This window comes from Citrobacter europaeus, assembly GCF_037482245.1.
In the GTDB taxonomy this organism is placed as follows: domain Bacteria; phylum Pseudomonadota; class Gammaproteobacteria; order Enterobacterales; family Enterobacteriaceae; genus Citrobacter; species Citrobacter europaeus.
Map to the genome: position 1 here is coordinate 4,139,285 of NZ_CP148084.1, position 25,546 is coordinate 4,164,830.

A 25,546-nucleotide genomic window follows, 5' to 3' on the forward strand; every position below is an offset into this window, starting at 1 on the left:
AACGTTCCTCATAAAAATAAGATGCCGAAAAAAACGCTGCTGGCGGTTTGCTGCGCACTGTTTTATAGCCAGTCGGGTTTAACTGCCGAAAGCGTTGAATATGACAGCACCTTCCTGATGGGGAGCAGTGCCTCAACGATTGATATCAGTAAATATGCCGATGGCAACCCAACGCCAGCGGGGATCTACAATGTAAAGGTTTACGTTAACGAAAAAGCGGTTGCCACCCTGTCGATACCGTTTATTGATACCGGTAAAAAGAGTGCGCAAGCCTGCCTGACGTCAAAAAACCTGGCGCAGTTGCATATCAAACAGCCAGAACTCTCCGGTGAGCAGGCCATTCTGAAGAAAGGTAATGAAGAAGAGGAAGACTGTTTAAATCTTCCGGCGCTTATCGATCAGTCAAACGTGAGCTTTGATATGGGCGAACAACGTCTGGATGTCTCCATTCCACAGGCGTGGCTGATCAAAGGTTATTCTGGCTATGTTGAACCGTCCCTGTGGGAAAGCGGTATTCCGGCGGCGTTATTTTCCTATAACCTTAACGGCTACCACAGCACCAGCAATGGTACTGACAACGACAGCCTGTACGCCGCATTTAACACCGGTATCAACCTCGGCGCATGGCGCCTGCGCGCCAGCGGCAACTATAACTGGACGAAAGATGGCGACAGTAATTTCGACTATCAGAACCGTTATCTGCAGCGCGACCTGCCGGCGCTACGCTCACAGCTGATCGTCGGCGAAGCTTATACCACCGGCGAAACCTTCGACTCGGTGAGTATTCGCGGCGCGCGTCTGTATAGCGACACCCGCATGCTGCCTTCGCAGTTGGCTAACTACGCGCCGATCATCCGTGGCGTCGCCAACACCAACGCCAAAGTGACCATCACTCAGGGCAGCTACAAGATTTATGAAGCGACCGTCCCGCCGGGACCTTTCGAAATCAACGATATCAGCCCGTCCGGCTACGGTAGCGATCTGGTCGTCACCATCGAAGAAGCCGACGGCAGCAAACGCACCTTCTCTCAGCCGTTCTCTTCAGTTATGCAGATGCAGCGTCCGGGCGTCGGGCGCTGGGATCTGAGCGTCGGGGAAGTCAATAACGACGAACTTCACGACAAGCCCAATATGGCGCAGGGTTCGTACTACTACGGTCTGAACAACGTGCTGACGGCCTACACCGGCGTTCAGGCCACGGATAATAACTACCTTGCAGGACTCTTCGGCCTCGGCCTGAACACGTCCTTTGGCGCGCTGGCGGTCGACGTAACCCACTCGCGCGCGGAAATCCCGGACGACAAAACCTATCAGGGCCAAAGCTATCGCGTAACGTGGAACAAACTGATTGAAGCGACCGATACGTCGTTCAACGTCGCGGCTTACCGTTATTCGACGCAAAACTATCTCGGCCTGAATGATGCTATCGAGCTTATCGACGACGCCAAATTCAAAGGTGAAGATGCCGAGCAAGACACCATGAATAACTTCTCGCGCATGAAGAATCAGGTCACCGTCAGCATGAACCAGCCTTTGCAGTCGGCTGAGGTTGATTACGGTTCATTTTATCTGTCAGCCACCTGGACCGACTATTGGGCGAGCAATGAAAGCCGCAGCGATTACAGCATGGGCTACGGAAAAGGCTTCTCCTGGGGCAGCATGAGCATCAACCTGCAGCGCACCTGGGATGAAGAGGGTCAGAAGGATGATTCGCTCTACATCAACTTCAACATACCGCTGGCAAACCTGCTGGGCGGTGAACATCGCCGCTCAGGCTTCAATAACCTGAGCACCCAGATGCGTACCGATTTTAACGGTGGGCACCAGCTCAGCATGAATAGTAGCGGCAGCAGTGAAGACAACAAGTTCAACTACAGCGTCAATACCGGCTACACCATGCAAAAAGAGGGTAAGAACATCTCCGATGTCGGCGGCTACACCAGCTACCAGTCGCCGTGGGGTGATATTTCAGCCTCTGCCTCCGCCAATAACGACAGCAACCGTCAGTACTCGCTTTCCACCAATGGCGGCTTTGTACTGCACAGCGGCGGGCTGACCTTTACCAGCGACAGCTTCGGCAACAACGATGCCATCGTGCTGGTGAAAGCCCCTGGCGCCAAAGGCGCCAAAATTAACGGCGGCAGCAGCACCATTGACCGCTGGGGTTACGGCGCAACGAACTCGCTGACGGCCTACCGTGAAAACCAGGTCAACCTCGACATTGACACAATGGATAACGACGTCGAGCTCAAGAGCACCAGCGCCACCCTGGTTCCACGCGATGGCGCGGTCGTTTTCGCCAGTTTTGAAACCGATGAAGGGCGTTCAGCCATTCTCAACATGACGCGCGACGATGGTAAAACCATTCCATTCGGCGCTGAGGTTTACGAGAACGACGTGCAGATCGGCAATATGGGCCAGGGCGGCCAGGCATTTGTTCGCGGCATTAGCGACAGCGGCGAACTTTCGGTGAACTGGTTCGAAAACAACCAGCCAACCCGTTGTAAGGCAATCTTCCAGTTGCCGGCAACACAACAAACGGTCGGCGCCAGCCAGACCCTACTGTTAGACAACATTACGTGTCGTGTCATCAACCACAATGTAAATGGAATCCCCAATGAAAAGGAATAAGCGCTTTTTAGCTGCCTCCGTACTCGCGGTACTGTTTCCGCTGACCAGCCAGGCGGAAACAGTGAACGTCGACTTCACCGCCACCGTACTGGGCACCACCTGTAACATGACCATTGCCGCGCTGGATGGTTCATCAGTTTCCGGCGACGCCACCAACGGCTATAAGTTAACGGTGGGCGACGTCGGTCTGGATAAGATCGTTAAGAAATCAGCAGAGTCGCAGAAGAACTTTAAGTTTGTCTCCAGCGAATGTGCCGGTTCAATGACCAGTATCACCACCACACTGGCGACATCCGCATCCGCCAGCGGCAATTTTATTAAAAATGAATCCCTCGAAACCGGTGCCGCCACCAATATTGGCATGGGCTTTAAGCGTAAAAGCACCAGCGGTGAAACCTATATGACGCCGGGTGCTTCTAGTACCCTCACCTGGTCTCCTGAGGAGCGCACTAACAACGCCCTTGAAATGACCGTGGCGCTGCGCGAACTGACGGATGGCGCGGGTACCACCGGCGCATTCAGCTCCAAAGCGACCTTTACCTTCACTTATCAATAACAGGGACGATGATAATGAAAAAACAATTTTTGCGCGGGTTAATTTTTGGCGCACTGGCAACGATGGGTACGGGCGTTTCCACCCTGGCGCAGGCCGACGGCACGGCAAGCCTGGATTTAACCGTAGAAGCCAATATCACCGCCGGCACCTGTTCAGCATCGGTGGTTGACGGTGGGACAGCCACCGCTACGATTGGTCTGGGCAACGTGTATATCTCGGAAGTCTGGGCTAAAAGCAAATCAAAACCTTTTAGCCTGCGCTTTAGCGACTGCGCCGGGTTAAAAGATAAAACGGCGACACTAAAGATTGAAGCGGCGGAAGGAAAGTGCGCTGGAGGCAACTCCGATAACCCCGAGTTTGCCAACGCCTCAGCATCAGCAACAAAGGCAGCTAAAACCGGTTTGGAAATCTGGACGACAGCAACGCCAGAAGGCGCGGATAGCGTACGGTTCTACTGTGGCCATGCTGCAACAGACCTGCATACTATCGATCTCTCAACTGCGACATCTACCACGCCTCTGGATTATCCGCTAAGCGCGCGTCTGGTGCCGGTATCCACTGGGTCAACGCTACTTTCTCAGCTGACTGCGGGTGATTTTCTGGCTTCAACTATTTTCACCATTACTTACCAGTAACGGTAATCGCCATGATGCGTTTGCGTAGATTCACACTCTCCGCGTTAATTTCAGGGCTGGCAACAGCCCTGGTTGTCGCGCCGCTGTATGCCGACACCAACGTGGATTTCACCGCCACCGTGCAGAAGGATACCTGCCAGATAGAAATTAATGGCAGTGGAACGGTAAATTTCGCAACCGTAGGTCCCGCCTATTTCGCTGACGGCATTTCCGCCGAAAGCGACTATAAGGGGGGAGAAGAGTTCTCCATTAAGCTCCTGAGTTGCCCGGTCAGCGACGGAGCCATGACCAATGTGACGTTTGAATTCACGCCGCAAAGCGGGCAGTTTGCCGCGGGCAATCAGCAGGTGTTTGCCAACGAGCTTATTCAGAGCGCAGGCGGAGCAGACAACGTAGGCGTGGTGATCTTTACCACGGACGCCCCGCGTAAGAATGTGTTGAATACGGATGGCACATCGCGAGCAACCTTTAACGCAACGGCCTACAGCGATACCAGCTGGACCTTTTACTCCAGAATGCAAAAAATCCTTGATAGCGGCACGGTGACGCCAGGTGAGTTAAGCAGCCGTGTGTTAGTGAATGTAAAATACGAATAACGCCACGGTCCGTTCACAACAGCCAGTCCCTGAACATATTCCCGACGGAACACCGTCGGGAATTCCCACAAAGGGCTAACGCTTTTCTGCTTCATTCCCCTACAATGCGCCCATTCTATTCATCAATATTATGGCCGGAGAGGTTATGAGCAAACCCACTACTATCGCTGTGCTGCAGAAATGCAAACAAGAGAAAAAGCGCTTCGCAACAATCACTGCCTACGACTATAGCTTTGCTAAACTGTTCGCCGATGTTGGCCTCAACGTGATGCTGGTTGGCGATTCGCTGGGCATGACGGTACAGGGGCACGACTCCACCCTGCCGGTCACCGTGGAAGACATTGCCTACCACACCCGCGCCGTGCGCCGTGGCGCGCCCAACTGCCTGCTGCTCTCCGACCTGCCGTTTATGGCTTACGCCACTCCGGAGCAGGCATTTGAAAACGCCGCCATCGTGATGCGCGCGGGCGCGAATATGGTCAAAATCGAAGGTGGCGCCTGGCTTACGGATACCGTAAAAATGCTCACCGAACGCGCGGTGCCGGTTTGCGGTCATCTGGGATTAACCCCCCAGTCGGTGAATATCTTCGGCGGCTATAAAATTCAGGGTCGCGGCGACGCCGGACAGGTACTGCTGGACGACGCGCTGGCCTTAGAAGCCGCCGGCGCTCAGTTGCTGGTGCTGGAGTGCGTGCCGGTTGAGCTGGCGAAGCGCGTCACTGAGGCGCTGTCGATTCCGGTTATCGGTATTGGCGCAGGTAACGTCACCGACGGGCAAATCCTGGTGATGCACGATGCGTTTGGCATCACCGGCGGTCATATTCCAAAATTCGCGAAAAATTTCCTTGCCGAAGCGGGCGACATGCGCGCCGCAGTGCGGCAGTATATGGCTGAAGTGGAGTCCGGCGTTTATCCGGGCGAAGAACACAGTTTCCATTAAGGAGTCAAGGTGTGTTAATTATCGAAACCCTGCCGCTGCTGCGCCAGCATATTCGTCGTCTGCGTCAGGAAGGCAAACGCGTCGCCCTGGTTCCCACCATGGGCAACCTGCACGATGGCCATATGAAGCTGGTCGATGAAGCAAAAGCCCGGGCCGATGTGGTCATCGTCAGCATTTTCGTCAACCCGATGCAATTTGACCGGCCGGACGATCTGGTGCGTTATCCGCGCACGCTGCAGGAAGACTGCGAAAAGCTGAACAAGCGCAAAGTCGATTATGTATTTGCCCCAGCCGTGGAAGAAATTTATCCGCAGGGTCTGGAAGGCCAGACTTTCGTTGATGTTCCCGGCCTCTCCACCATGCTGGAAGGCGCCAGCCGTCCAGGCCACTTCCGTGGCGTTGCCACGATCGTCAGCAAGCTGTTTAACCTGATCCAGCCAGATATCGCCTGCTTTGGTGAGAAAGATTTCCAGCAGCTGGCGCTGATCCGCAAAATGGTGGCGGATATGGGTTATGACATTGAGATCGTCGGCGTGCCAATTATTCGCGCCAAAGACGGTCTGGCGCTTAGCTCACGTAACGGTTATCTGACCGCAGAGCAGCGCAAAATTGCGCCAGGTCTGCACAAAGTGATGAACGGCATCGCTGAAAAACTGATTGCGGGTCATCGTGAGCTGCAAGAGATTATTGCCATTGCCGAGCAGGAACTGAATGAAAAAGGCTTTCGCGCCGACGATATTCAGATTCGCGATGCCGACACCCTGCTGGAGCTGACGGAAACCAGTAAACGCGCGGTGATTCTGGCCGCCGCCTGGCTGGGTCAGGCGCGCCTGATCGATAATCAAAGCGTTACATTAGCCCAGTAGACACGGGTTAAAAATCAGGCAATACTGCCTGAGAATTTCTCAAAGCAGGCCACTCGCGCCTGCTTAGCCAAGGTAAACGACAGGGTATAGAAGTTATGATTCGCACCATGCTGCAAGGCAAGCTCCACCGCGTAAAAGTTACGCAGGCGGACCTGCACTACGAAGGCTCCTGCGCCATCGACCAGGATTTTCTCGATGCCTCTGGTATTCTGGAAAACGAAGCTATTGATATCTGGAACGTGACCAACGGGAAACGTTTCTCGACCTATGCGATTGCGGCTGAACGCGGCTCCAGAATCATCTCGGTGAACGGCGCGGCGGCGCACTGTGCTGAAGTTGGCGACATTGTGATTATCGCCAGCTTCGTCACCATGTCTGATGAAGAAGCTCGTACCTGGCGTCCGAAAGTCGCCTACTTTGAAGGCGACAACGAGATGAAGCGTACCGCGAAAGCCATTCCGGTACAGGTTGCCTGACAGCCCTTACCCCTGCGGCTGATTGACTATCAGCCGCGACATCGTCTCCAGCGAATCCGTTCTTAAAATATAAAGTCTTTTCAATAAGAACGGATTATCCCCCGGCTTAACCTTCCCTCTCACCGTGGTGACCGCCATGTGGAATCCCGCGTCGCCAGCCGCTTTTACCGCCGTAGCGTTATAACCGCCAAACGGATAGGAAAGATACAGGACGTGAGGATTGAACTGGGACAGCGCCCGGCGCGAACGGGCAAAATCAAACAGAATGTTGTGATAGCTGCGACTCAAAAGGATTGGCCGGTGATTGGCATCCACCCGATGTAAAAAATGAGTATGCGACTGGAAGTCGAACACGTCGCGGATCTCGTTCAGTTCAGAGAGGCTCATAAACTGCAGCGATTTCGGATCCCACTTCTGCGGGTGGCGCTTGATGCGTGAGGAGATGATAAACGCCGTTGCCTTCATGCCGTGCTGCTTCAGAATCGGGTAAGCATAACGGCTCACCGACTTCAGCCCATCATCAAAAGTCAGCACCACCGCCCGCGCCGGGAGGTTCATATTGTTGCGGATGTAGCCTTCCAGTTGGTACATCGTCAACGTGGTATAGCCGCGGTCCTGGAGCCAGGCCATCTGGTTGCTGAAGGCGCGTACGGAGGTTGTCGTGGAGGTGTGACGAAAGCGGGTGTTCTCTTCATCGCGCAGAATATGGTGATAGGTTAACACCGGGATACCGTTGTCTTCCTGCGCATCCAGCGCGCTAATGTAGGCCAGTCTGCCGCCGATGCGGATCTGGTACCAGGTCTGGTTGAGACGGTCTTTCAGCTTGCTGATAACCGGATATCGCAGATTATCCGCCAGCACGCCAAACGGAGCGCTACCGACATCCGGAGCGTTATACACCGGCGTATCTTTCCAGGTCACCAGGCTTTGATTGCTGAGGGGTTTATTGAGATCGCCCAGACCATCGTCAACTTTCTGCCGCCCCTGAACCGGCTCCAGATGTCCCTTATCAATAAATCCGGTGCCAAAGCCAAAGGTAAATTCGTAATAGTCTGCCGCGATGGGCTCAACGGCAAGGATCTGCCCGGCGCGAATATTCCCGACCGTCACCATCTTATTGCCAATCTGCGCCCATACGGCGGCCGCTTCGGTGGTTTGCATATAGCGAGCAGGCAAAGCCGCGGCGACGCTGCCAGAGAACAGGAGCACTACAACAAGCAGAACGCGCATAACCATATGAGATAACCGAGGCGAGAAACCCCGGCTATTGTAGCAAAAGCGCCATCAATACCAATGATTAATACTCATACAAATCATGCTTCAACACGAACGGGGGATTTTTCTGTTGTTGGTGCCACAGACTAGAGACTTCAGGCCCGCCAAGCGCGACGATGCAATCGCGAAACGCAGAACTGCTCATCGATTCCCGCGACGAAATCATTCGTTCAAGCAATGGATAGCTGATACCTGAGATCACTTCACACTGGGAATGTTTGTGGCTCATTAACGAAGCGACGCGGTAAGGCGCGGCCCCGGCCATATCTGTCAGGAAGATCACGCCCTCGCCTGAGTCGGTGGCATGCAGGGCATGGCACATCATGCGGCTTAGCATATTCGAACTGAGTCCACGCCAAAAGCTTACCGCCTGGCATTGGACCAACGGGCCGTACTTTTTCTCCAGACGATGCAGCATGTCCTGTGCCTTATCGTCATGACAGGTAATTACCCAACCTAACATTGCCTACCTCCTTAGCAGGCAAGTAGTTTATCAGGGTGATAAATCGGTAATGGTGATAAGCATCAAAAGTCTTCCTCTCCCGGCCAGAGAGAGGAAGAAAGAATTAGCTACGCAGGCCGCGTCCGCGCTGAATCAGGTACCAGCACAGCAGGTAGAACGCTGCAATGAACACCACCAGCACGCCAAACGTGGTGACCAGCGGAACATCATGAATACCCAGGAAGCCGTAGCGGAAACCGCTAATCATGTAGACAATCGGGTTCAGATGCGACAGTCCCTGCCAGAAAGGCGGCAGCAGCGTTAACGAATAGAACACGCCACCCAGATAGGTCAGTGGCGTCAGCACGAAGGTCGGGATCAGGCTGATATCGTCAAAGGTTTTAGCGAAAACCGCGTTCAACAATCCGGCCAGCGAAAACAGCACCGCCGTTAACACCAGCGTAAGCGCAACAAAGACCCACGAGTGCACCTGGAACGGCACGAAGAACAGTGAAATAGCCGTGACCAGAATGCCTACGCACAGACCGCGCGCCACGCCGCCGCCGACAAAACCGGCGATAATCACGTGCGTCGGCACCGGGGCGACCAGCAGTTCTTCAATATTGCGCTGAAACTTGGCGCTAAAGAATGACGATGCCACGTTAGCGTACGAGTTGGTGATCACCGCCATCATAATCAGCCCCGGCACGATAAACTGCATGTAGCTAAAACCGTGCATTTCACCGATACGCGAGCCGATCAAATTACCGAAGATAATAAAATAGAGCGTCATGGTAATGACCGGAGGAACCAGCGTTTGGATCCAGATCCGCATAAAGCGGTGGATCTCTTTCGCCCAGATGCTTTTCAGCGCTACCCAGTAAAGCTGCATCATGCGCGATCTCCTTGTTTTTCATGCACCAGGGAAACAAACAGTTCCTCCAGTCGGTTCGCCTTGTTGCGCATACTCAATACCTGAACCCCCTGGGCGCTCAGCTGTGAGAACACGCTGTTGACCCCCTGTTCACGCAGAACTTCCACTTCCAGCGTGGAGGTATCCACCAGCCGGTACTGATAACCTTCCAGTTTTGGCAGCGGGCTTTTCGGCGCCAGATCGAGAATAAAGGTTTCGGATTTCAGCTTGGAGAGCAGGCTCTTCATCGAGGTATTTTCCACCAGCTCGCCGTGCTGAATAATGCCGATATTACGACACAGCATTTCCGCTTCTTCGAGATAGTGGGTGGTCAGAATAATCGTGGTGCCTTTGTCGTTTAAATCTTTTAAAAAGCCCCACATTGAACGACGCAGCTCAATGTCGACGCCCGCCGTCGGTTCATCCAGGATAAGTAATTTTGGCTCGTGCATCAGCGCCCGGGCAATCATCAGACGGCGCTTCATCCCACCGGAAAGCATGCGCGCGCGCTCGTTACGTTTTTCCCATAAATCGAGCTGCTGTAAATATAATTCGCTGCGTTTGACCGCCTCTTTATGCTCAACGCCGTAGTAACCCGCCTGGTTGACCACGATCTGCTGCACGGTTTCAAACGGGTTAAAGTTAAACTCCTGAGGTACTAACCCAAGCTGGCGTTTAGCGTTAACCGTATCTTTTTCAAGATCGTAGCCGAAGACGCTCACCCGCCCGGAGGATTTATTCACCAGCGAGCTGATTATCCCGATGGTGGTGGACTTCCCTGCGCCGTTAGGGCCTAAAAGCGCATAAAAATCACCCGCTTCGACTTGCAAATCTATGCCGCGTAGCGCCTGAACGCCACCGGGATAGGTTTTTTTAAGTTGTTGAAGTTCCAGAGCAATGGTCATGGTTTTTTACTTACCTTACGTTCTGACATTTTATATATAGTTTAATTAATGCTGGAGTTACCCTATATTAGCCCATCGAATTTATCTGGCTTCGGGTCGTACAACTCCATGAAAGACATAGATACACTCATCAGCAACAATGCACTATGGTCAAAGATGCTGGTAGAAGAAGATCCCGGATTTTTTGAAACCCTGACACATGCGCAGAATCCGCGTTTTCTATGGATTGGATGTTCCGATAGCCGCGTTCCCGCTGAGCGTTTAACCGGTCTTGAACCGGGTGAACTGTTTGTTCACCGTAACGTGGCCAACCTGGTTATTCACACCGACCTGAACTGTCTCTCAGTGGTTCAGTATGCGGTGGATGTGCTGGAAGTGGAACATATTATTATATGCGGCCACTATGGATGCGGCGGCGTCCAGGCGGCTATTGAAAATAAAGAACAGGGGCTGATTGATAACTGGTTACTGCATATTCGCGATATCTGGTTTAAACACAGCTCACTGCTGGGCGAAATGCCGCAGGAACGTCGCATGGACACCCTGTGCGAACTTAATGTCATGGAGCAGGTGTATAACCTGGGCCATTCAACCATTATGCGTTCAGCCTGGAAGCGCGGTCAGAAAGTTACCATTCACGGCTGGGCTTACGGTATTCATGATGGCCTGCTGCGCGATCTGGACGTCACCGCCACCAGTCGCGAAACGCTGGAGCAGCGTTATCGCCAGGGGTTGTCTAACCTTAGTCAGAAACACATCAACCATAAATAATGTGACATTGCCGGGAGGCGGCTACGCCTTACCCGGCCTACAAACCTGCGCCACCAGGCGCTCCCGACATTACTCGTCCAGCAGCACCACTTTGCCAACGTACGGCAGATGGCGATAACGCTGGGCATAGTCAATGCCGTAGCCGACAACAAACTCATCTGGAATAGAGAATCCGATAAACTCAACCGGAACATCCACTTCGCGACGGGAAGGTTTGTCCAGCAGCGTACAGATAGCCAGGGATTTCGGCTCGCGCAGGCTCAGAATCTCACGCACTTTGGATAGCGTGTTGCCGGAGTCGATGATGTCTTCAACAATCAGCACGTCTTTGCCACGAATGTCTTCATCCAGGTCTTTCAGGATTTTAACATCGCGCGTGGTAGACATGCCGCTGCCATAGCTGGATGCAGTCATGAAATCGACTTCGTGGGAGACATGCACTTCACGGCACAGGTCCGCCATAAACATAAATGAGCCGCGTAACAGACCAACCAGCACCATATCGCTGCCGCTGTCCTTGTAACGTTCGTTAATTTGACGTCCCAGTTCAGCAATACGCGCTTTGATCTCCGCTTCCGGGATCATGACTTCAACAGTATGTTTCATATCTCTAACCATATGATTTAAAAACAAATCACTTAATGCTTACTTTTAATAAGCCAGCATCTAAGCGCAAGGCACGCAGTATACCAGCAAAAGCATTCATACGCGGCATCTGTTGATAAAGTTCATAATGTGACAATGGTCACGCGTTTTAGCTCCTATAATTAACTGCTATTAAAGAAATAACACATGTGATGGTATTTTTTATGGCAAATAACAACGTACGTTCTCAACGGATTATCGTGACCCTGAGCGCCGTGTTCGCGGCACTTTGTGGACTGTATCTCCTGATTGGCGGAGGCTGGCTCGTCGCCATTGGCGGCTCCTGGTATTACCCGATCGCGGGCCTCGCCATGCTCGGTGTGGCGCTTCTGTTATGGCGCAGTAAACGCTCTGCCCTTTGGCTGTATGCCGCCCTGCTTCTCGCCACCATGATTTGGGGTGTATGGGAGGTCGGCTTTGATTTCTGGGCGCTGACGCCGCGTAGCGACATCCTGGTCTTCTTTGGTATCTGGCTTATCCTGCCTTTCGTCTGGCGTCGCCTGATTATCCCTTCCAGTGGCGCAGTAGCGGGGCTGGTGGTGGCCCTGCTGATTAGCGGCGGTATCCTGACCTGGGCTGGCTTCAACGACCCACAAGAGGTTCACGGTATGCTGAGTGCTGATGCCACCGAGGCTGAGGCTATCTCTCCGGTTGCCGATGAAGACTGGCCGGCTTACGGTCGCAATCAGGAAGGTCAACGCTACTCTCCGTTGAAACAAATCAACGCAGACAACGTTCATCAGTTGAAAGAAGCCTGGGTATTTCGTACCGGGGATTTAAAACAACCCAACGATCCCGGTGAAATCACCAATGAAGTTACGCCCATAAAAGTAGGCGATACCCTTTTTCTGTGTACCGCCCACCAGCGACTGTTTGCCCTGGACGCGGCCAGCGGTAAAGAGAAGTGGCATTTCGATCCTCAACTTAATACCAATACCAGCTTCCAGCACGTAACCTGTCGCGGCGTTTCCTATCATGAAGCCAGACCGGATACGGCTTCAGCAGAGGTGATGGCCGACTGTCCGCGCCGTATCCTTTTACCGGTCAATGATGGGCGACTGTTTGCATTGAATGCCGAGACCGGCAAGCTGTGTGAAACCTTCGCCAATAAAGGCATTTTGAATCTGCAGACCAATATGCCGGATACCACGCCGGGTCTGTATGAGCCAACATCACCGCCCATCATCACTGATAAAACCATTGTGATTGCCGGGTCGGTGACTGATAACTTCTCCACCCGCGAAACTTCCGGCGTTATCCGTGGCTTCGATGTGAATACCGGTAAGCTGCTGTGGGCGTTCGACCCAGGCGCCAAAGATCCTAATTTCATCCCTTCGGATGAACATACCTTCACCTTTAACTCGCCGAACTCCTGGGCGCCTGCGGCCTACGACGCGAAGCTGGATCTGGTATATCTGCCCATGGGCGTCACCACGCCGGATATCTGGGGCGGTAACCGCACACCGGAGCAGGAACGTTATGCCAGCTCCATCCTGGCGTTAAATGCCACCACCGGGAAATTGGCCTGGAGCTATCAGACCGTTCACCACGATCTGTGGGATATGGACTTACCGGCGCAGCCAACTCTGGCGGATATCAACGTCAACGGAGAGAAAGTTCCGGTCATTTATGCCCCGGCAAAAACCGGGAATATCTTTGTGCTCGATCGCCGTAATGGTGAACTGGTGGTGCCAGCCCCGGAAAAACCGGTGCCGCAAGGGGCAGCCAAAGGTGATTATGTCAGCAAAACCCAGCCGTTCTCCGACCTCAGCTTCCGTCCGCATAAAGATCTCAGTGGCGCGGATATGTGGGGCGCAACCATGTTTGACCAGCTGGTGTGCCGTGTAATGTTCCATCAGTTGCGCTATGAGGGCATTTTTACCCCACCTTCAGAGCAGGGCACACTGGTGTTCCCGGGTAATCTCGGCATGTTCGAATGGGGCGGCATCTCTGTTGATCCTAACCGTCAGGTCGCCATTGCCAACCCAATGGCGCTGCCGTTTGTTTCGAAGCTGATCCCACGCGGTCCCGGCAACCCAATGGAACCGCCAAAAGACGCCAAAGGTACAGGCACGGAGTCCGGTATTCAGCCGCAATACGGCGTACCGTTCGGCGTAACGCTCAATCCGTTCCTTTCACCATTTGGCCTGCCGTGTAAGCAGCCAGCATGGGGTTATATCTCCGCGGTGGACCTGAAAACCAATCACGTGGTGTGGAAAAAACGTATAGGTACGCCACAAGACAGCATGCCGTTCCCAATGCCGGTTCCGGTGCCGTTCAATATGGGGATGCCGATGCTGGGCGGACCTATCTCCACCGCGGGGAACGTGCTGTTTATCGCTGCGACGGCGGATAACTATTTGCGTGCGTACAACATGAGTAACGGTGAAAAACTGTGGCAGGGCCGTCTGCCGGCCGGTGGTCAGGCAACGCCGATGACCTATGAAGTGAACGGTAAGCAGTATGTGGTGATTTCCGCTGGGGGCCACGGCTCATTTGGTACGAAGATGGGCGATTATATCGTGGCATATGCCTTGCCGGACGACGCGAAGTAAAATGGAAAACGCCCGCTATTCAGCGGGCGTTTTTTATTCAAACTTCAGTGACAGTAACGACGCTTTTGCGGCTTCCTGATACTGAGCCACCAGATCTTTGGTCATATTGAAGGAGACCTGCACCGCTTTCTCATTTTGCGAGGTAATCAGCAGCATATTGAGAATTTCAGTATCCGGCGCTTGAGAACGGAAGGTAATCAGCCACGCTTTATGTCCGTCAACTGTGACAGGTTCGGCCTGCGGGTTGAAGTTGGTCAGCATCTTCAGCGTCGCATCCTTTGCCACATCCAACTGAGCGGCAGGCAACGCGTTGCGCCCGGCGGTAATACCTAAAGACGCCTTACCGCGTTCGTCACCGTAAATCACCTGTGGACGGTTTTCAGAAGGGTATTTGATTTTTGCCATTTCGTCCGGCATCGGCGTGAGCGTCTGCGGAATTTCAAGGCTTAAATTCAGTTTTGAAATCTGTTGGCGTTCCATCTTCATCGCAGCCTGTGCCGAAACAGCCAGAAGCATAATAAAAGATGCCGTCAGTATTTTACGCAAAAGGGTCATGAATACCTCGTGATGAGTGATTAACCTCATCAGTATATGCATGCTTCTACTGGACGATAGGGTAATAATCCGTTTTTGGAATAAACATTTAGCGGATAGCGCCACCGCTATCCGCCGCTGTTTATACGGTAAAACCGAGCATCATCCCGGTGTCTTCATGCTCTAACAGATGACAATGCGCCATATAGGCATGCTCTTTTGGCGCGTCGTGGTCAAACTTCACCAAAACCTCACTCACGCCGCCTTCTACCCGCACCGTATCTTTCCATCCCGCGCGGTGCGCGGCAGGTGCTTTGCCATTTTCAGACAAAATGCGGAACTGCGTGCCGTGAATGTGGAACGGATGCAGCATCATGTCGCCCTGACCGGAAATCACCCAGCGTTCATGCTGACCCTTCGCCGCGGCAAACATCGGTTTATTCATATCAAACGCCTGGCCATTAATCCGATTGGCATTATGGAAATCGAATGTTCCATGCTTCATGTTGCCCATGTCGCCATGCTGCATATTCCCCATCTCACCGTGGTCCATATTGCCATGATTCATATTCCCGTGACCCATATTGTCATTGTCCATATGGCCCATCATTTTCCCATGATCCATACCAGCCATAGCCTGAGCGCCGTACTTCTTCATCAGCATTTGCATACCCATCATGTCGAGCATCGGATCCATAGACAATTGCAGTTTGCGCACCGTCAGCCCCTCAAGCGATGGCAGCGCGGGCATAGATGTCAGCGTATCCGGCAGCGTGCCGGAAGCGGTAATCAGCAGCGGCTGAACGCGCATCACTGGGTGCGGCTTATCAAATGGCGCAATCGCCATGCCCATCTGGCTGACAGGCAGAGTGACCAGATCAAATGCTTTACCGTCGCTCACATCCACCAGCACTTCGAAGCGTTCGCCCATCAGCATAGGTAGTTCGGTCACTTTTACCGGCTCCGCCAACAGTCCGCCATCGCTGGCAATAACGTACAAAGGACGATTGTCGCTGGCTGCAATATTCAATGAGCGCGCGTTACAACCATTCAACAGACGCAAGCGCAGCCAGCCGCGCGGTGCCGCATGCTGAGGATAAATCGCCCCGTTGGTCAGCAGCGTATCGCCAAACCAGCCGACGGCAGCGGTCATGATGTCGAGTTGATAGTTAACCTGACCATCTGCAGAGAACTGTTTGTCCTGAATAATCACCGGCACATCATCAATGCCCCACTGCTTAGGCAGCAGCAGCTTGCGAATCTCTTCATCTTCAATCAACACGAGTCCGGCCAGCCCCATCGCCACCTGGCGACCAGTCTTCCCATGCTGATGCGGGTGGAACCAGCAGGTTGCTGCGCGCTGATCCGGCGTGAAGGTCACTGAACGTTTCCCGCCCGCCGGGATAATGCCCTGCGGCCCACCGTCGACCTCTCCGGGGATTTCCAGCCCGTGCCAGTGCAACGTCGTTTCTTCGGCAAGCTGGTTGTGGATATCCACCGTGACCGCCTGCCCTTTGCTCAGCTTGACCGCTGGCCCGAGCAAGTTGCCGTTATATCCCCATGTGGTAGCAGTTTTACCTGCAAAGCTCGACTGCCCGGCTTGTGCAATCAACTGAATGCGATTAGAAGCATCGGCGGTTAACAGGTCTGGAATGGGTAATGCGGGACGGTCTGCGGCGAATACGCTCCGGCTCCACAAAGGTAACGCTGACGCGACGCCCAGCGCCACGGAGTACTTTAAAAAATCACGACGTTGCATAATCACTTCCTTATATTCAGCAGCTTAAGCAGGCTATCTTTTAAGCATAAGCCTTCCCCTTACGGGAAGGTCAAGTGAACGGCTAATAATAAAGGTCGTCGCTTCGCTCGCAGTGTGCTAACGTTTAAATTCCGTGATGCAGTGGTAGAAGCAATGAAGACGTTTTTCAGAACAGTTTTGTTCGGCAGCCTGATGGCCGTATGCGCAAATAGCTACGCGCTGAGTGAGTCCGAAGCCGAAGATATGGCCGATTTAACGGCAGTTTTTGTTTTTCTGAAAAATGACTGTGGATACCAGAATTTGCCTAACGGGCAGATTCGTCGCGCACTGGTCTTTTTTGCCCAGCAAAACCAGTGGGACCTGAGTAATTACGACACCTTCAATATGAAGGCTCTGGGTGAGGACAGCTATCGCGATCTCAGCGGTATCGGCATCCCAACGGCAAAAAAATGCAAAGCGCTGGCGCGTGACTCGTTAAGCCTGCTGGCGTACGTGAAGTAACAGGCATAGCGGAGCCCGCTGGCTCCGCATGAATTAACGCTGTTGCACAAATTCACGATATGCGGCCACGACCTGAAGAAAATCCTCTACGCCGCAAAGTGAAAAGCTCTCTTCGTCGTAGTAGTTCATCCCTTCTTCCATTTCATCTCCGGTGAACTCCAGCTGATTAGCACGAACCATCACCTCTTCACCATCCAGCCAGAGCGTGTATTCATGCCCTGCTCGCTGCCAGGAGCGCTCACTGCCCTTCACCGCACGCGCCGCCTGTTCCACTTCATCCAGTAAGGCCAGGTTCTCTTTCACTTCTTCATTAAACCAGTGCCCCACCACCTCGTGGCCCATGGACATACGCACTTTTACCACCCCGGTAATATCGCGCAGAAATTCGTAATCCATAATGTCTTCCTCTGCTCCCGGCAATGCGCCAATACCGCATTGCGCCTTGCTGTAATTATCGCAGCAGCGCGGCAGAAAAAAAGCGTAGCGGGTATAAGGAATAGAAATAAAAATGCCCGGAGAAGCAGACTTCTCCGGGCATTGATGCGTTTTTAAACAAAACGCGTTAGCGCATTACACCGCGGTCTGGAAAATCACACCATCGGCTTTCTCGGTGTATTGAGACAGCTGGTCGAAGTTCAGATAACGGTAGGTATCTACGGCAGTTTTATCCACCTGCGCCACATAGGTCTGATACTCTTCCGCCGTCGGCAGTTTACCAATCAGCGCCGCAACCGCCGCCAGCTCAGCAGAAGCCAGGTAGACGTTCGCTCCGGTACCTAAACGGTTCGGGAAGTTACGGGTAGAGGTGGACACTACCGTTGCGCCGTCAGCCACACGCGCCTGGTTGCCCATGCACAGGGAACAGCCCGGGATCTCAATACGCGCGCCGCTCTTACCGAACACGCTGTAATAGCCTTCTTCGGTCAGTTGTGCCGCATCCATACGGGTTGGCGGAGCCACCCACAGACGCGTCGGCAGTTGGCCTTTGTGCGCATCCAGCAGCTTACCGGCGGCACGGAAGTGGCCGATGTTGGTCATACAGGAGCCGATGAACACTTCGTCGATCTTCTCGCCCTGCACGTCAGACAGCAGGCGCGCATCGTCCGGATCGTTCGGCGCACACAGGATTGGCTCTTTGATATCCGCCAGATCGATGTCGATCACCGCCGCATATTCTGCGTCAGCGTCGGCTTCCAGCAGCTGCGGATCCGCCAGCCATTTTTCCATCCCCTGCACACGACGTTCCAGCGTACGGCGATCGCCATAGCCTTCAGCGATCATCCACTTCAGCAGCACGATGTTAGAGTTCAGATACTCAACGATCGGCTCTTTATTCAGTTTGATGGTACAGCCGGCAGCGGAACGTTCAGCGGAGGCATCGGTCAGTTCGAACGCCTGCTCGACTTTCAGATCCGGCAGACCTTCGATTTCAAGGATGCGGCCAGAGAAGATGTTTTTCTTACCTTTCTTCTCAACGGTCAGCAGACCCTGTTTGATCGCGTACAGCGGAATGGCGTGCACCAGATCGCGCAGGGTAATACCCGGCTGCATTTTGCCTTTGAAGCGCACCAGAACGGATTCCGGCATATCCAGCGGCATCACGCCGGTCGCCGCGGCAAACGCTACCAGACCAGAGCCCGCCGGGAAGGAGATACCAATCGGGAAACGGGTATGGGAGTCACCGCCGGTGCCGACGGTATCCGGCAACAGCATGCGGTTCAGCCAGGAGTGGATAACGCCATCACCCGGACGCAGCGACACGCCGCCACGGTTCATAATGAAGTCCGGCAGCGTATGGTGTGTGGTCACGTCAACCGGCTTAGGATACGCGGCGGTGTGACAGAAAGACTGCATCACCAGATCAGCAGAGAAGCCCAGGCATGCCAGGTCTTTCAGTTCGTCACGGGTCATCGGGCCGGTAGTATCCTGGGAGCCCACGGAAGTCATCTTCGGTTCGCAGTACGCGCCCGGACGGATACCTTTCACGCCGCAGGCGCGACCCACCATTTTCTGTGCCAGAGAGAAGCCGCGGCTGCTTTCCGCCACGTCTTTCGCCTGACGGAAGACGTCTGAGTGCGGCAGGCCCAGCGCTTCGCGCGCTTTGGTGGTCAGGCCACGACCGATGATCAGCGGAATACGGCCACCAGCGCGCACTTCGTCGATCAGCACGTCGGTTTTCAGCTCAAAGCTTGCCAGCAGTTCGCCGGTTTCGTGGTTGCGTACTTCGCCCTTGAACGGGTAAACGTCAATCACGTCACCCATGTTCATGTTCGACACATCCACTTCGATTGGCAGCGCGCCCGCATCTTCCATGGTGTTGAAGAAGATAGGTGCAATTTTACCGCCGAGGCACAGACCGCCGCCGCGCTTGTTCGGCACATGCGGAATATCATCGCCCATGAACCACAGTACGGAGTTGGTAGCGGATTTACGCGAAGAACCGGTACCGACAACGTCACCCACATAAGCCAGCGGGTAGCCTTTTTTCTGCAGTTCTTCGATCTGTTTGATCGGACCTACCGCGCCCGGCTGATCCGGTTCGATACCTTCACGGGCGTTTTTCAGCATCGCCAGCGCGTGCAGAGGGATATCCGGGCGAGACCATGCGTCAGGAGCCGGAGAGAGGTCATCGGTGTTGGTTTCACCGGTCACTTTGAAGACGGTAACGGTGATTTTTTCAGCCAGAGCTGGACGGTTCAGGAACCATTCGGCATCGGCCCAGGACTGCATTACCTGCTTCGCATATTCGTTGCCCGCTTTGGCTTTTTCTTCTACATCGTAGAAGTTATCGAACATCAGCAGCGTTGAAGAGAGCGCTTTGGCGGCAATCGGCGCCAGTTTTGCATCGTCAAGCGCGTCAATCAGCGGATGAATGTTGTAACCACCCTGCATGGTGCCCAGCAGTTCAATGGCTTTTTCTGGCGTAACCAGCGGGGAGGTAGTGTCGCCTTTCGCGACGGCAGCGAGAAAACCAGCTTTAACATACGCGGCTTCATCTACGCCAGGAGGAACGCGGTTGATCAACAGGTCTAACAGGAATTCTTCTTCGCCCACAGGCGGGGTCTTCAGCAGCTCGACAAGTGCGGCCATTTGGGTTGCGTCTAAAGGTTTTGGCACAATCCCCTGGGCAGCACGCTCAGCTACGTGCTTACGGTATTCTTCTAGCACGACGATATCTCCTCGCTCTCATTGTCATAATGCGGCGCTTTTGTAGATGGGCGATTCTCTTCACGCTCCTGTGAGACAGTAGTTAGTAGGGTAAATGCCCGGTACCGCATAAGGCACAATAACAGGATTTTCATTAAGTGTTAATCCGTTTACAAAAAAGCAACATAAAAAATTGGCTGAATCGTTAAGAATGGTATAGCGACAAGGCGGGAGGCCATTAAGGCTACCTGAAACCGCCCTGAAACGGTTGATTTTCAAGCGTGACCTGCTGAATATTCCAGCGACTTTTCAGCCATCAGATATAATTGTGTAATAAATCTTCACACTCTTTTTCCGGACCTACCGGGTGAATCCCCAATAAAAGTCAAAACTGTCTAACACGGGTGAATAATACTCGCGACAACAGGAACGCCTCACGGCACAGCACTTGTCTCGTTGGAGTCATTTTATGAAGTTGCCCTTTAAGCCACACCTGCTTGTCCTTCTGTGCAGTGCCGGGCTGTTTGCCGCCTCTGGCGTGATGTTCGTTAAAAGTCGCGCAACGGAGCCCGCAGCTCCAGCCCCCGTCGCACAACAACCGTCAGCGCCGGCTCCGGCTCCCGTAGAGGCCCCTGCCCCAGCCGCCCCAGCACCTGCTGCAACACCTACGTACACGGCGGCACAAATCGATCAGTGGGTTGCGCCTATCGCGCTCTATCCGGATTCACTGCTGTCGCAGATTTTGATGGCCTCAACCTACCCAGCCAACGTCATCCAGGCCGCGCAGTGGTCAAAAGACAACCCCAAAATGCAGGGTGATGCCGCCATTCAGGCCGTTGCCAGCCAACCCTGGGATCCCAGCGTGAAATCACTGGTCGCATTTCCGCAACTGATGTCGCTGATGGGTGAAAATCCGCCGTGGGTACAAAGCCTGGGCGATGCTTTCCTTGCGCAGCCGAAAGATGTTATGGATTCCGTGCAACGCCTGCGTGCGCTGGCGCAACAGACCGGTGCGTTGCAATCGACACCGCAGCAGACAGTCACCACGAGTGTGAAAAATGTGCCTCCTCCTCGTACCCAAACTCAAGAAGGAGTAACAGTTCAATCGACGGCCCCACCGGCTCCAACGGTAATCAAAATTGAATCCGCCGATCCACAGGTAGTGTACGTTCCCACCTATAACCCGAATACGGTTTACGGTACCTGGCCGAACACCGCCTATCCGCCAACCTATCTGCCGCCAACGCCCGGTGAGCAGTTTGGCAACAGCTTCGTGAACGGTTTAGGCTTCAGCCTCGGTGTTGCCACAACCTATGCCATCTTCAGCAATATCGACTGGGATGACGACGATCACCATCATAACGATGACTGGGATAACCATGGCGGTTATAACCGCAATGGTGATAACAACATTAATATCAACGTTGATAACTTCAATAAAATCAGTGGACAACGGCTGACGGACGCTAACCGTACCTGGCAGCATAACCCGGCCTATCGCGAGGGCGTGCCGTACCCTAACAACCAGCTTAATAACCGCTTTCACCCCACTAACACGGCAACGGGTTTAAGCTCAACCCAGCAAAGACCGGTCAACCGTGATAGCCAGCGTCAGGCAGCCCTGAGCCAGATGGAAAAATCAACGGGGAAAACATTCCCGCAAACGGCGCGTACGGGCACGAGAGACGCCCAGCGTCAGGCATCCAGCCAACAGCTGAAGCAAATTTCCCAGCGTAATAACTACCGGGGTTACGATACCAAACCGCAAACGGCGAAACGGGCGAACACTCAGCAGCGCGAAAATCGCCAGGCCGCGACCCAACGCCAGGAGAAACGGATCACGCAACCAGCGCAGCAACGCAATGTGCAGCAGCGTAATCTTCAACAGCGGACCAGCCAGCCACGCGCTAATGCACTGAGCGGCAACGACAGTCGCTCCGCCAACTGGCAGGCGCAGCAGCAGCGAGGTGCTCAAAGCAGACAGGTCGCCCGCAACCAGCCATCTCGCCAGCTTTCCGGCGGTCGTGCTGAACACCGTGAATTCCGTCATCGTTAAGGGAGCCGACATGAAAAATAAACTACTCAGTGGAATGGTGTTGTTCATGGTTTCGGCCACCGCGATGGCACAGCAATCCTTCAGTTCGCCAGACCAGGCGACCGATGCCCTGGCAAGCGCTATCAGCGAACAAAATGAAAGCGCGATGAACAACCTGCTTGGGGAAAACTGGCGCGAGTTTCTGCCGCCGGAAGGCGTTGATCCTGATGCGGTTGATCGCTTCCTGCGCGACTGGAAGGTTCGCCATAACACCATCGTCGACGGCAATACCGCGCATCTGGTGGTCGGGGACAGCGACTGGCAACTGCCGATCCCCGTTGTTAAAACCGCTTCTGGCTGGCAATTTGATATCAAGGAAGCGGCGGAAGAGATCCTGACTCGTGAGATTGGGCGCAACGAACTTTCCGCGATTGAAGCATTACACGCCTATGTAGATGCTCAGCAAAGCTACTTTGCGATGAACCAAAAATACGCGCAAAAGATTGTCAGTTCTGAAGGGAAAAAAGACGGTCTGTACTGGCCTGTTTCGCCCGGCGAAGCCCCCAGCCCGCTAGGCCCGGCCTTTAGCCCACCGGAGCCAGGTACGGGCTATCACGGCTATCATTTCCGTATCCTTCCCGATAAAGCCAGCGGCTTTGCGATGGTTGCCTGGCCCGTCAGCTACGATCACACCGGTGTCATGAGTTTTATCATTAACGGTGAAGACAAGGTCTACCAGGCGGATCTTGGCGAGGAGTCGCAGCAGAAAGCTCAGGCGTTAACCGCATACCATCCGGATAAAAACTGGCAGCCCGTAGCACCCTGATCCCCAGAGGCGAAAAGTTAGGAGGCCGGGTAAGGCGAAACCGCCACCCGGCAACTTACAACAGATTACAGGATGTTAGCGACGGATTTCGCCAGCTGCGCTTCGAGAACCGGTTTCGCTTCTTCGAACTTCAGATTCACTTTGTTAGCATTCGACACCACGCGGGTCTGGTATTTTGCGCGATCGCCCTGCGCGCTGCTGGTTTGCAGCTTAATGCCAGACGTGCCCTGACGCAGAGCGGCAACGTTATCCGTTGTCACTTTCGCTTTGCTGCGTTCGGAGATTTGCAGGTCGGTAACCATGGTGTAGTTCACATCCTCCACCATAGCATCAGCAGCCATACCGATCAGTCCCGCCGCCAGGCCAACACCCAGCGCCGCACCGGAGGAGTTGCTGTTATAGGCGGTAATCCCCGCGCCTAAAGCAGCGCCCACCGCCGCCCCTTCGTAGCCGGTCTTCAGGAAGCCCTGAGCTTCGCGCAGATCCATTTTGTCTGCTTTCAGTACGTTCGCCTGCACCCAGTAGTAGGCGCTGTCCGGTGAACTGGTCACTTTATAGCCCTTCGCGGACAAATCGTTTGCCAGCAGGGTTTGCAGGTTGCTCATGTCTTTATCAGAAGTGTTTTTTACCTGAATGTAGACGGTCTTCTCGCTGGAAGGCTCCAGCCAGATGGTTTCGCTCATCTGCGTTTTCACTTCGAGGTTACGTTTTTTAACGGCAGTGGTCATCGCACCACAACCGGTCAGCGTCATTGTCGCGACAACCATGCCAACAACCGCGATTTTTTTTAAAGACATGTATTTTCCTTTTTTCGTGTAATAGAGAGTCCAGAGCCTCTTCTCCGTGCAGCCAGTAGCCACACAATGGCGAAAAAAGTATCGGCAGTTGCGCAGTTTTTTTTAGTGGAAATATCAATAACATGACTACCAAAACTGGTAGCTTTCAGGCAAAAAAAACGCCTCCGAAGAGGCGTATTCACAAAAGCGGGAGATTACTTTTTCTTCGCTTTCGGGTTTGGCAGGTCGGTGATGCTACCTTCGAAGATTTCTGCCGCCAGGCCCACGGACTCGTGCAGAGTCGGGTGAGCGTGGATGGTCAGCGCGATGTCTTCAGCGTCACAACCCATTTCGATCGCCAGACCGATTTCGCCCAGCAGCTCGCCGCCGTTGGTGCCGACAATCGCACCACCGATAACACGGTGAGATTCTTTGTCGAAGATCAGTTTGGTCATACCGTCTGCGCAGTCAGAAGCGATAGCACGGCCCGAAGCAGCCCACGGGAAGGTGGCGGTTTCGTAGCTGATGCCTTTTTCTTTCGCTTCTTTCTCAGTCAGGCCAACCCATGCAACTTCTGGTTCAGTGTAGGCGATGGATGGGATAACTTTCGGATCGAAGTAGTGTTTCTTACCGGCGATAACTTCAGCGGCAACGTGACCTTCGTGAACACCTTTGTGCGCCAGCATCGGCTGACCGACGATATCGCCGATAGCAAAGATGTGCGGAACGTTGGTACGCAGCTGTTTGTCAACGCGGATGAAGCCACGGTCATCAACTTCCACGCCAGCCTTGCCCGCATCGAGGTTTTTGCCGTTCGGTACACGACCGATAGCCACCAGCACCGCATCGTAACGCTGAGCTTCAGCAGGCGCTTTTTTGCCTTCCATGGAAACGTAGATACCGTCTTCTTTCGCTTCAACGGCGGTCACTTTGGTTTCCAGCATCAGGTTGAATTTCTTGCTGATGCGTTTGGTGAAGACTTTAACCACGTCTTTATCGGCAGCCGGGATAACCTGGTCAAACATTTCAACCACGTCGATCTCTGAACCCAGCGCATGGTACACGGTACCCATTTCCAGACCGATGATACCGCCGCCCATTACCAGCAGGCGCTTAGGAACAGTTTTCAGTTCCAGAGCATCGGTGGAATCCCACACGCGTGGGTCTTCATGCGGAATGAATGGCAGTTCGATCGGACGGGAACCCGCCGCGATGATCGCGTTGTCGAAGTTGATCACGGTTTTGCCGTTTTCGCCTTCAACTTCCAGGGTGTTAGCCCCGGTAAATTTACCCAGACCGTTAACCACTTTCACTTTACGGCCTTTGGCCATACCAGCCAGACCGCCGGTCAGTTGAGTGATAACTTTTTCTTTCCAGGTACGAATCTTGTCGATATCGGTTTTCGGCTCGCCAAAAACGATACCGTGTTCAGCCAGCGCTTTGGCTTCTTCGATAACTTTTGCTACGTGCAGCAGCGCTTTAGAAGGGATACAGCCGACGTTCAGACAAACACCACCGAGGGTGCTGTAACGTTCTACGATGACGGTCTCCAGACCTAAATCTGCGCAACGGAAGGCAGCAGAGTAACCTGCAGGGCCTGCCCCAAGTACCACGACCTGAGTTTTGATTTCAGTGCTCATCATGACCTCTTAATTTATACCCGTCGTCCACCGGGTCGTTCTATCCGCCCGTATTTTACAAAATTGTTAACAATTTTGAAACAACAAACGGCAACCGATTTGTCTTTCGCACAATAACCTCA

The 25,546-nt window shown here is 53.7% G+C and carries 23 protein-coding genes; 12 read left to right on the forward strand and 11 right to left on the reverse strand.

Translation table 11 applies throughout. The features are described 5' to 3' along the window. Nucleotides 1–21: 21 nt before the first annotated feature. From WHR59_RS19430 to panD, 7 genes are all read left to right on the forward strand, one after another. Nucleotides 22–2,631 (forward strand): outer membrane usher protein, encoded by a 2,610-nt coding sequence (locus tag WHR59_RS19430; RefSeq protein ID WP_338844085.1) that lies wholly within the window; start codon nucleotides 22–24, stop codon nucleotides 2,629–2,631. Continuing rightward, the gene (locus WHR59_RS19435) at nucleotides 2,618–3,187 is read left to right on the forward strand and encodes a fimbrial protein (protein WP_043018458.1); all 570 of its coding nucleotides are present in this window, start codon (nucleotides 2,618–2,620) and stop codon (nucleotides 3,185–3,187) included. The genes WHR59_RS19430 and WHR59_RS19435 overlap by 14 nt, the downstream gene beginning before the upstream one ends. Before the next feature lie 14 nt (nucleotides 3,188–3,201). Continuing rightward, the gene (locus WHR59_RS19440; RefSeq protein ID WP_043018457.1) at nucleotides 3,202–3,822 is read left to right on the forward strand and encodes a fimbrial protein; all 621 of its coding nucleotides are present in this window, start codon (nucleotides 3,202–3,204) and stop codon (nucleotides 3,820–3,822) included. Nucleotides 3,823–3,833: 11 nt separating this feature from the next. Beyond that, entirely contained in the window at nucleotides 3,834–4,418 is a 585-nt protein-coding gene (locus WHR59_RS19445) for a fimbrial-like protein (RefSeq protein WP_043018456.1), read from the forward strand. Between the two features lie 145 nt (nucleotides 4,419–4,563). Further along, nucleotides 4,564–5,358 (forward strand): 3-methyl-2-oxobutanoate hydroxymethyltransferase, encoded by a 795-nt coding sequence (panB, locus tag WHR59_RS19450; protein ID WP_047406146.1) that lies wholly within the window; start codon nucleotides 4,564–4,566, stop codon nucleotides 5,356–5,358. An 11-nt stretch (nucleotides 5,359–5,369) separates the two neighbouring features. Beyond that, on the forward strand, nucleotides 5,370–6,224 hold the full coding sequence (gene panC / locus WHR59_RS19455) for a pantoate--beta-alanine ligase (protein ID WP_043018454.1): 855 nt from the start codon (nucleotides 5,370–5,372) through the stop codon (nucleotides 6,222–6,224). 95 nt (nucleotides 6,225–6,319) lie between these two features. Then, complete coding sequence (gene panD, locus WHR59_RS19460; protein WP_000621526.1) at nucleotides 6,320–6,700, forward strand: aspartate 1-decarboxylase; 381 nt, start codon at nucleotides 6,320–6,322, stop codon at nucleotides 6,698–6,700. 6 nt (nucleotides 6,701–6,706) lie between these two features. On the opposite strand, the gene WHR59_RS19465 is transcribed toward panD, so the two are convergent. From WHR59_RS19465 to WHR59_RS19480, 4 genes are all read right to left on the reverse strand, one after another. After that, complete coding sequence (locus WHR59_RS19465; RefSeq protein WP_043018453.1) at nucleotides 6,707–7,936, reverse strand: polysaccharide deacetylase family protein; 1,230 nt, start codon at nucleotides 7,934–7,936, stop codon at nucleotides 6,707–6,709. Nucleotides 7,937–7,997: 61 nt separating this feature from the next. Then, the gene (locus tag WHR59_RS19470; protein ID WP_043018452.1) at nucleotides 7,998–8,438 is read right to left on the reverse strand and encodes a PTS sugar transporter subunit IIA; all 441 of its coding nucleotides are present in this window, start codon (nucleotides 8,436–8,438) and stop codon (nucleotides 7,998–8,000) included. 103 nt (nucleotides 8,439–8,541) lie between these two features. Next, a complete protein-coding gene (locus WHR59_RS19475) occupies nucleotides 8,542–9,312 on the reverse strand; it encodes an ABC transporter permease (RefSeq protein WP_008786229.1) in 771 nt (256 codons plus the stop codon). Continuing rightward, nucleotides 9,309–10,235, reverse strand: coding sequence for an ABC transporter ATP-binding protein (locus tag WHR59_RS19480; RefSeq protein ID WP_338843385.1), 927 nt, complete (start codon nucleotides 10,233–10,235; stop codon nucleotides 9,309–9,311). Before WHR59_RS19480 ends, WHR59_RS19475 begins: the two co-directional genes overlap by 4 nt. A gap of 108 nt (nucleotides 10,236–10,343) precedes the next feature. Here WHR59_RS19480 and can point away from each other — a divergent pair, with 108 nt between their 5' ends. After that, the gene (gene can, locus WHR59_RS19485; RefSeq protein WP_043018450.1) at nucleotides 10,344–11,006 is read left to right on the forward strand and encodes a carbonate dehydratase; all 663 of its coding nucleotides are present in this window, start codon (nucleotides 10,344–10,346) and stop codon (nucleotides 11,004–11,006) included. Between the two features lie 69 nt (nucleotides 11,007–11,075). On the opposite strand, the gene hpt is transcribed toward can, so the two are convergent. Continuing rightward, the gene (hpt, locus tag WHR59_RS19490; RefSeq protein ID WP_042312274.1) at nucleotides 11,076–11,612 is read right to left on the reverse strand and encodes a hypoxanthine phosphoribosyltransferase; all 537 of its coding nucleotides are present in this window, start codon (nucleotides 11,610–11,612) and stop codon (nucleotides 11,076–11,078) included. 203 nt (nucleotides 11,613–11,815) lie between these two features. Here hpt and WHR59_RS19495 point away from each other — a divergent pair, with 203 nt between their 5' ends. Continuing rightward, a complete protein-coding gene (locus WHR59_RS19495; RefSeq protein ID WP_181230769.1) occupies nucleotides 11,816–14,206 on the forward strand; it encodes a glucose/quinate/shikimate family membrane-bound PQQ-dependent dehydrogenase in 2,391 nt (796 codons plus the stop codon). Between the two features lie 33 nt (nucleotides 14,207–14,239). Here the strand turns inward: WHR59_RS19495 and WHR59_RS19500 are convergent, their stop codons facing one another. Continuing rightward, complete coding sequence (locus WHR59_RS19500) at nucleotides 14,240–14,761, reverse strand: hypothetical protein (protein WP_087051023.1); 522 nt, start codon at nucleotides 14,759–14,761, stop codon at nucleotides 14,240–14,242. Nucleotides 14,762–14,882: 121 nt separating this feature from the next. Then, nucleotides 14,883–16,499 carry a multicopper oxidase CueO gene (cueO, locus tag WHR59_RS19505; RefSeq protein WP_043018448.1) on the reverse strand — a complete coding sequence of 539 codons (1,617 nt, stop codon included), beginning with the start codon at nucleotides 16,497–16,499 and terminating at the stop codon, nucleotides 14,883–14,885. 153 nt (nucleotides 16,500–16,652) lie between these two features. Here cueO and WHR59_RS19510 point away from each other — a divergent pair, with 153 nt between their 5' ends. After that, nucleotides 16,653–17,000, forward strand: coding sequence for a YacC family pilotin-like protein (locus WHR59_RS19510; RefSeq protein WP_003018667.1), 348 nt, complete (start codon nucleotides 16,653–16,655; stop codon nucleotides 16,998–17,000). Nucleotides 17,001–17,033: 33 nt separating this feature from the next. Here the strand turns inward: WHR59_RS19510 and yacL are convergent, their stop codons facing one another. Both yacL and acnB read right to left on the reverse strand, forming a co-directional pair. Next, nucleotides 17,034–17,396 carry a protein YacL gene (yacL, locus tag WHR59_RS19515; RefSeq protein WP_043018447.1) on the reverse strand — a complete coding sequence of 121 codons (363 nt, stop codon included), beginning with the start codon at nucleotides 17,394–17,396 and terminating at the stop codon, nucleotides 17,034–17,036. Between the two features lie 174 nt (nucleotides 17,397–17,570). Beyond that, entirely contained in the window at nucleotides 17,571–20,168 is a 2,598-nt protein-coding gene (acnB, locus tag WHR59_RS19520) for a bifunctional aconitate hydratase 2/2-methylisocitrate dehydratase (protein ID WP_016151723.1), read from the reverse strand. A gap of 448 nt (nucleotides 20,169–20,616) precedes the next feature. On the opposite strand from acnB, the gene WHR59_RS19525 reads away from it, so the two are divergent. After that, the gene (locus WHR59_RS19525) at nucleotides 20,617–22,203 is read left to right on the forward strand and encodes a DUF3300 domain-containing protein (RefSeq protein WP_338843386.1); all 1,587 of its coding nucleotides are present in this window, start codon (nucleotides 20,617–20,619) and stop codon (nucleotides 22,201–22,203) included. Between the two features lie 10 nt (nucleotides 22,204–22,213). Then, entirely contained in the window at nucleotides 22,214–23,008 is a 795-nt protein-coding gene (locus tag WHR59_RS19530; protein WP_338843387.1) for a DUF2950 family protein, read from the forward strand. A gap of 65 nt (nucleotides 23,009–23,073) precedes the next feature. On the opposite strand, the gene traT is transcribed toward WHR59_RS19530, so the two are convergent. Further along, on the reverse strand, nucleotides 23,074–23,805 hold the full coding sequence (gene traT, locus WHR59_RS19535) for a conjugal transfer complement resistance protein TraT (protein WP_043018444.1): 732 nt from the start codon (nucleotides 23,803–23,805) through the stop codon (nucleotides 23,074–23,076). A 194-nt stretch (nucleotides 23,806–23,999) separates the two neighbouring features. Continuing rightward, a complete protein-coding gene (gene lpdA, locus WHR59_RS19540; RefSeq protein ID WP_003829486.1) occupies nucleotides 24,000–25,424 on the reverse strand; it encodes a dihydrolipoyl dehydrogenase in 1,425 nt (474 codons plus the stop codon). Between the last annotated feature and the right edge of the window lie 122 nt (nucleotides 25,425–25,546).

What these genes read in the sequence shown, in the direction of transcription:
- WHR59_RS19445 (WP_043018456.1), top strand. Translation starts at nt 3,834, where the DNA reads ATGATGCGTTTGCGTAGATTCACACTCTCCGCGTTAATTTCAGGGCTG.
- WHR59_RS19480 (WP_338843385.1), bottom strand. Translation starts at nt 10,235, where the DNA reads ATGACCATTGCTCTGGAACTTCAACAACTTAAAAAAACCTATCCCGGT.
- WHR59_RS19430 (WP_338844085.1), top strand. Translation starts at nt 22, where the DNA reads ATGCCGAAAAAAACGCTGCTGGCGGTTTGCTGCGCACTGTTTTATAGC.
- WHR59_RS19470 (WP_043018452.1), bottom strand. Translation starts at nt 8,438, where the DNA reads ATGTTAGGTTGGGTAATTACCTGTCATGACGATAAGGCACAGGACATG.
- yacL (WP_043018447.1), bottom strand. Translation starts at nt 17,396, where the DNA reads ATGGATTACGAATTTCTGCGCGATATTACCGGGGTGGTAAAAGTGCGT.
- lpdA (WP_003829486.1), bottom strand. Translation starts at nt 25,424, where the DNA reads ATGAGCACTGAAATCAAAACTCAGGTCGTGGTACTTGGGGCAGGCCCT.
- WHR59_RS19475 (WP_008786229.1), bottom strand. Translation starts at nt 9,312, where the DNA reads ATGATGCAGCTTTACTGGGTAGCGCTGAAAAGCATCTGGGCGAAAGAG.
- traT (WP_043018444.1), bottom strand. Translation starts at nt 23,805, where the DNA reads ATGTCTTTAAAAAAAATCGCGGTTGTTGGCATGGTTGTCGCGACAATG.
- WHR59_RS19530 (WP_338843387.1), top strand. Translation starts at nt 22,214, where the DNA reads ATGAAAAATAAACTACTCAGTGGAATGGTGTTGTTCATGGTTTCGGCC.
- panB (WP_047406146.1), top strand. Translation starts at nt 4,564, where the DNA reads ATGAGCAAACCCACTACTATCGCTGTGCTGCAGAAATGCAAACAAGAG.
- can (WP_043018450.1), top strand. Translation starts at nt 10,344, where the DNA reads ATGAAAGACATAGATACACTCATCAGCAACAATGCACTATGGTCAAAG.
- cueO (WP_043018448.1), bottom strand. Translation starts at nt 16,499, where the DNA reads ATGCAACGTCGTGATTTTTTAAAGTACTCCGTGGCGCTGGGCGTCGCG.
- WHR59_RS19510 (WP_003018667.1), top strand. Translation starts at nt 16,653, where the DNA reads ATGAAGACGTTTTTCAGAACAGTTTTGTTCGGCAGCCTGATGGCCGTA.
- panD (WP_000621526.1), top strand. Translation starts at nt 6,320, where the DNA reads ATGATTCGCACCATGCTGCAAGGCAAGCTCCACCGCGTAAAAGTTACG.
- WHR59_RS19465 (WP_043018453.1), bottom strand. Translation starts at nt 7,936, where the DNA reads ATGGTTATGCGCGTTCTGCTTGTTGTAGTGCTCCTGTTCTCTGGCAGC.
- WHR59_RS19525 (WP_338843386.1), top strand. Translation starts at nt 20,617, where the DNA reads ATGAAGTTGCCCTTTAAGCCACACCTGCTTGTCCTTCTGTGCAGTGCC.
- WHR59_RS19435 (WP_043018458.1), top strand. Translation starts at nt 2,618, where the DNA reads ATGAAAAGGAATAAGCGCTTTTTAGCTGCCTCCGTACTCGCGGTACTG.
- hpt (WP_042312274.1), bottom strand. Translation starts at nt 11,612, where the DNA reads ATGAAACATACTGTTGAAGTCATGATCCCGGAAGCGGAGATCAAAGCG.
- WHR59_RS19440 (WP_043018457.1), top strand. Translation starts at nt 3,202, where the DNA reads ATGAAAAAACAATTTTTGCGCGGGTTAATTTTTGGCGCACTGGCAACG.
- WHR59_RS19500 (WP_087051023.1), bottom strand. Translation starts at nt 14,761, where the DNA reads ATGACCCTTTTGCGTAAAATACTGACGGCATCTTTTATTATGCTTCTG.
- WHR59_RS19495 (WP_181230769.1), top strand. Translation starts at nt 11,816, where the DNA reads ATGGCAAATAACAACGTACGTTCTCAACGGATTATCGTGACCCTGAGC.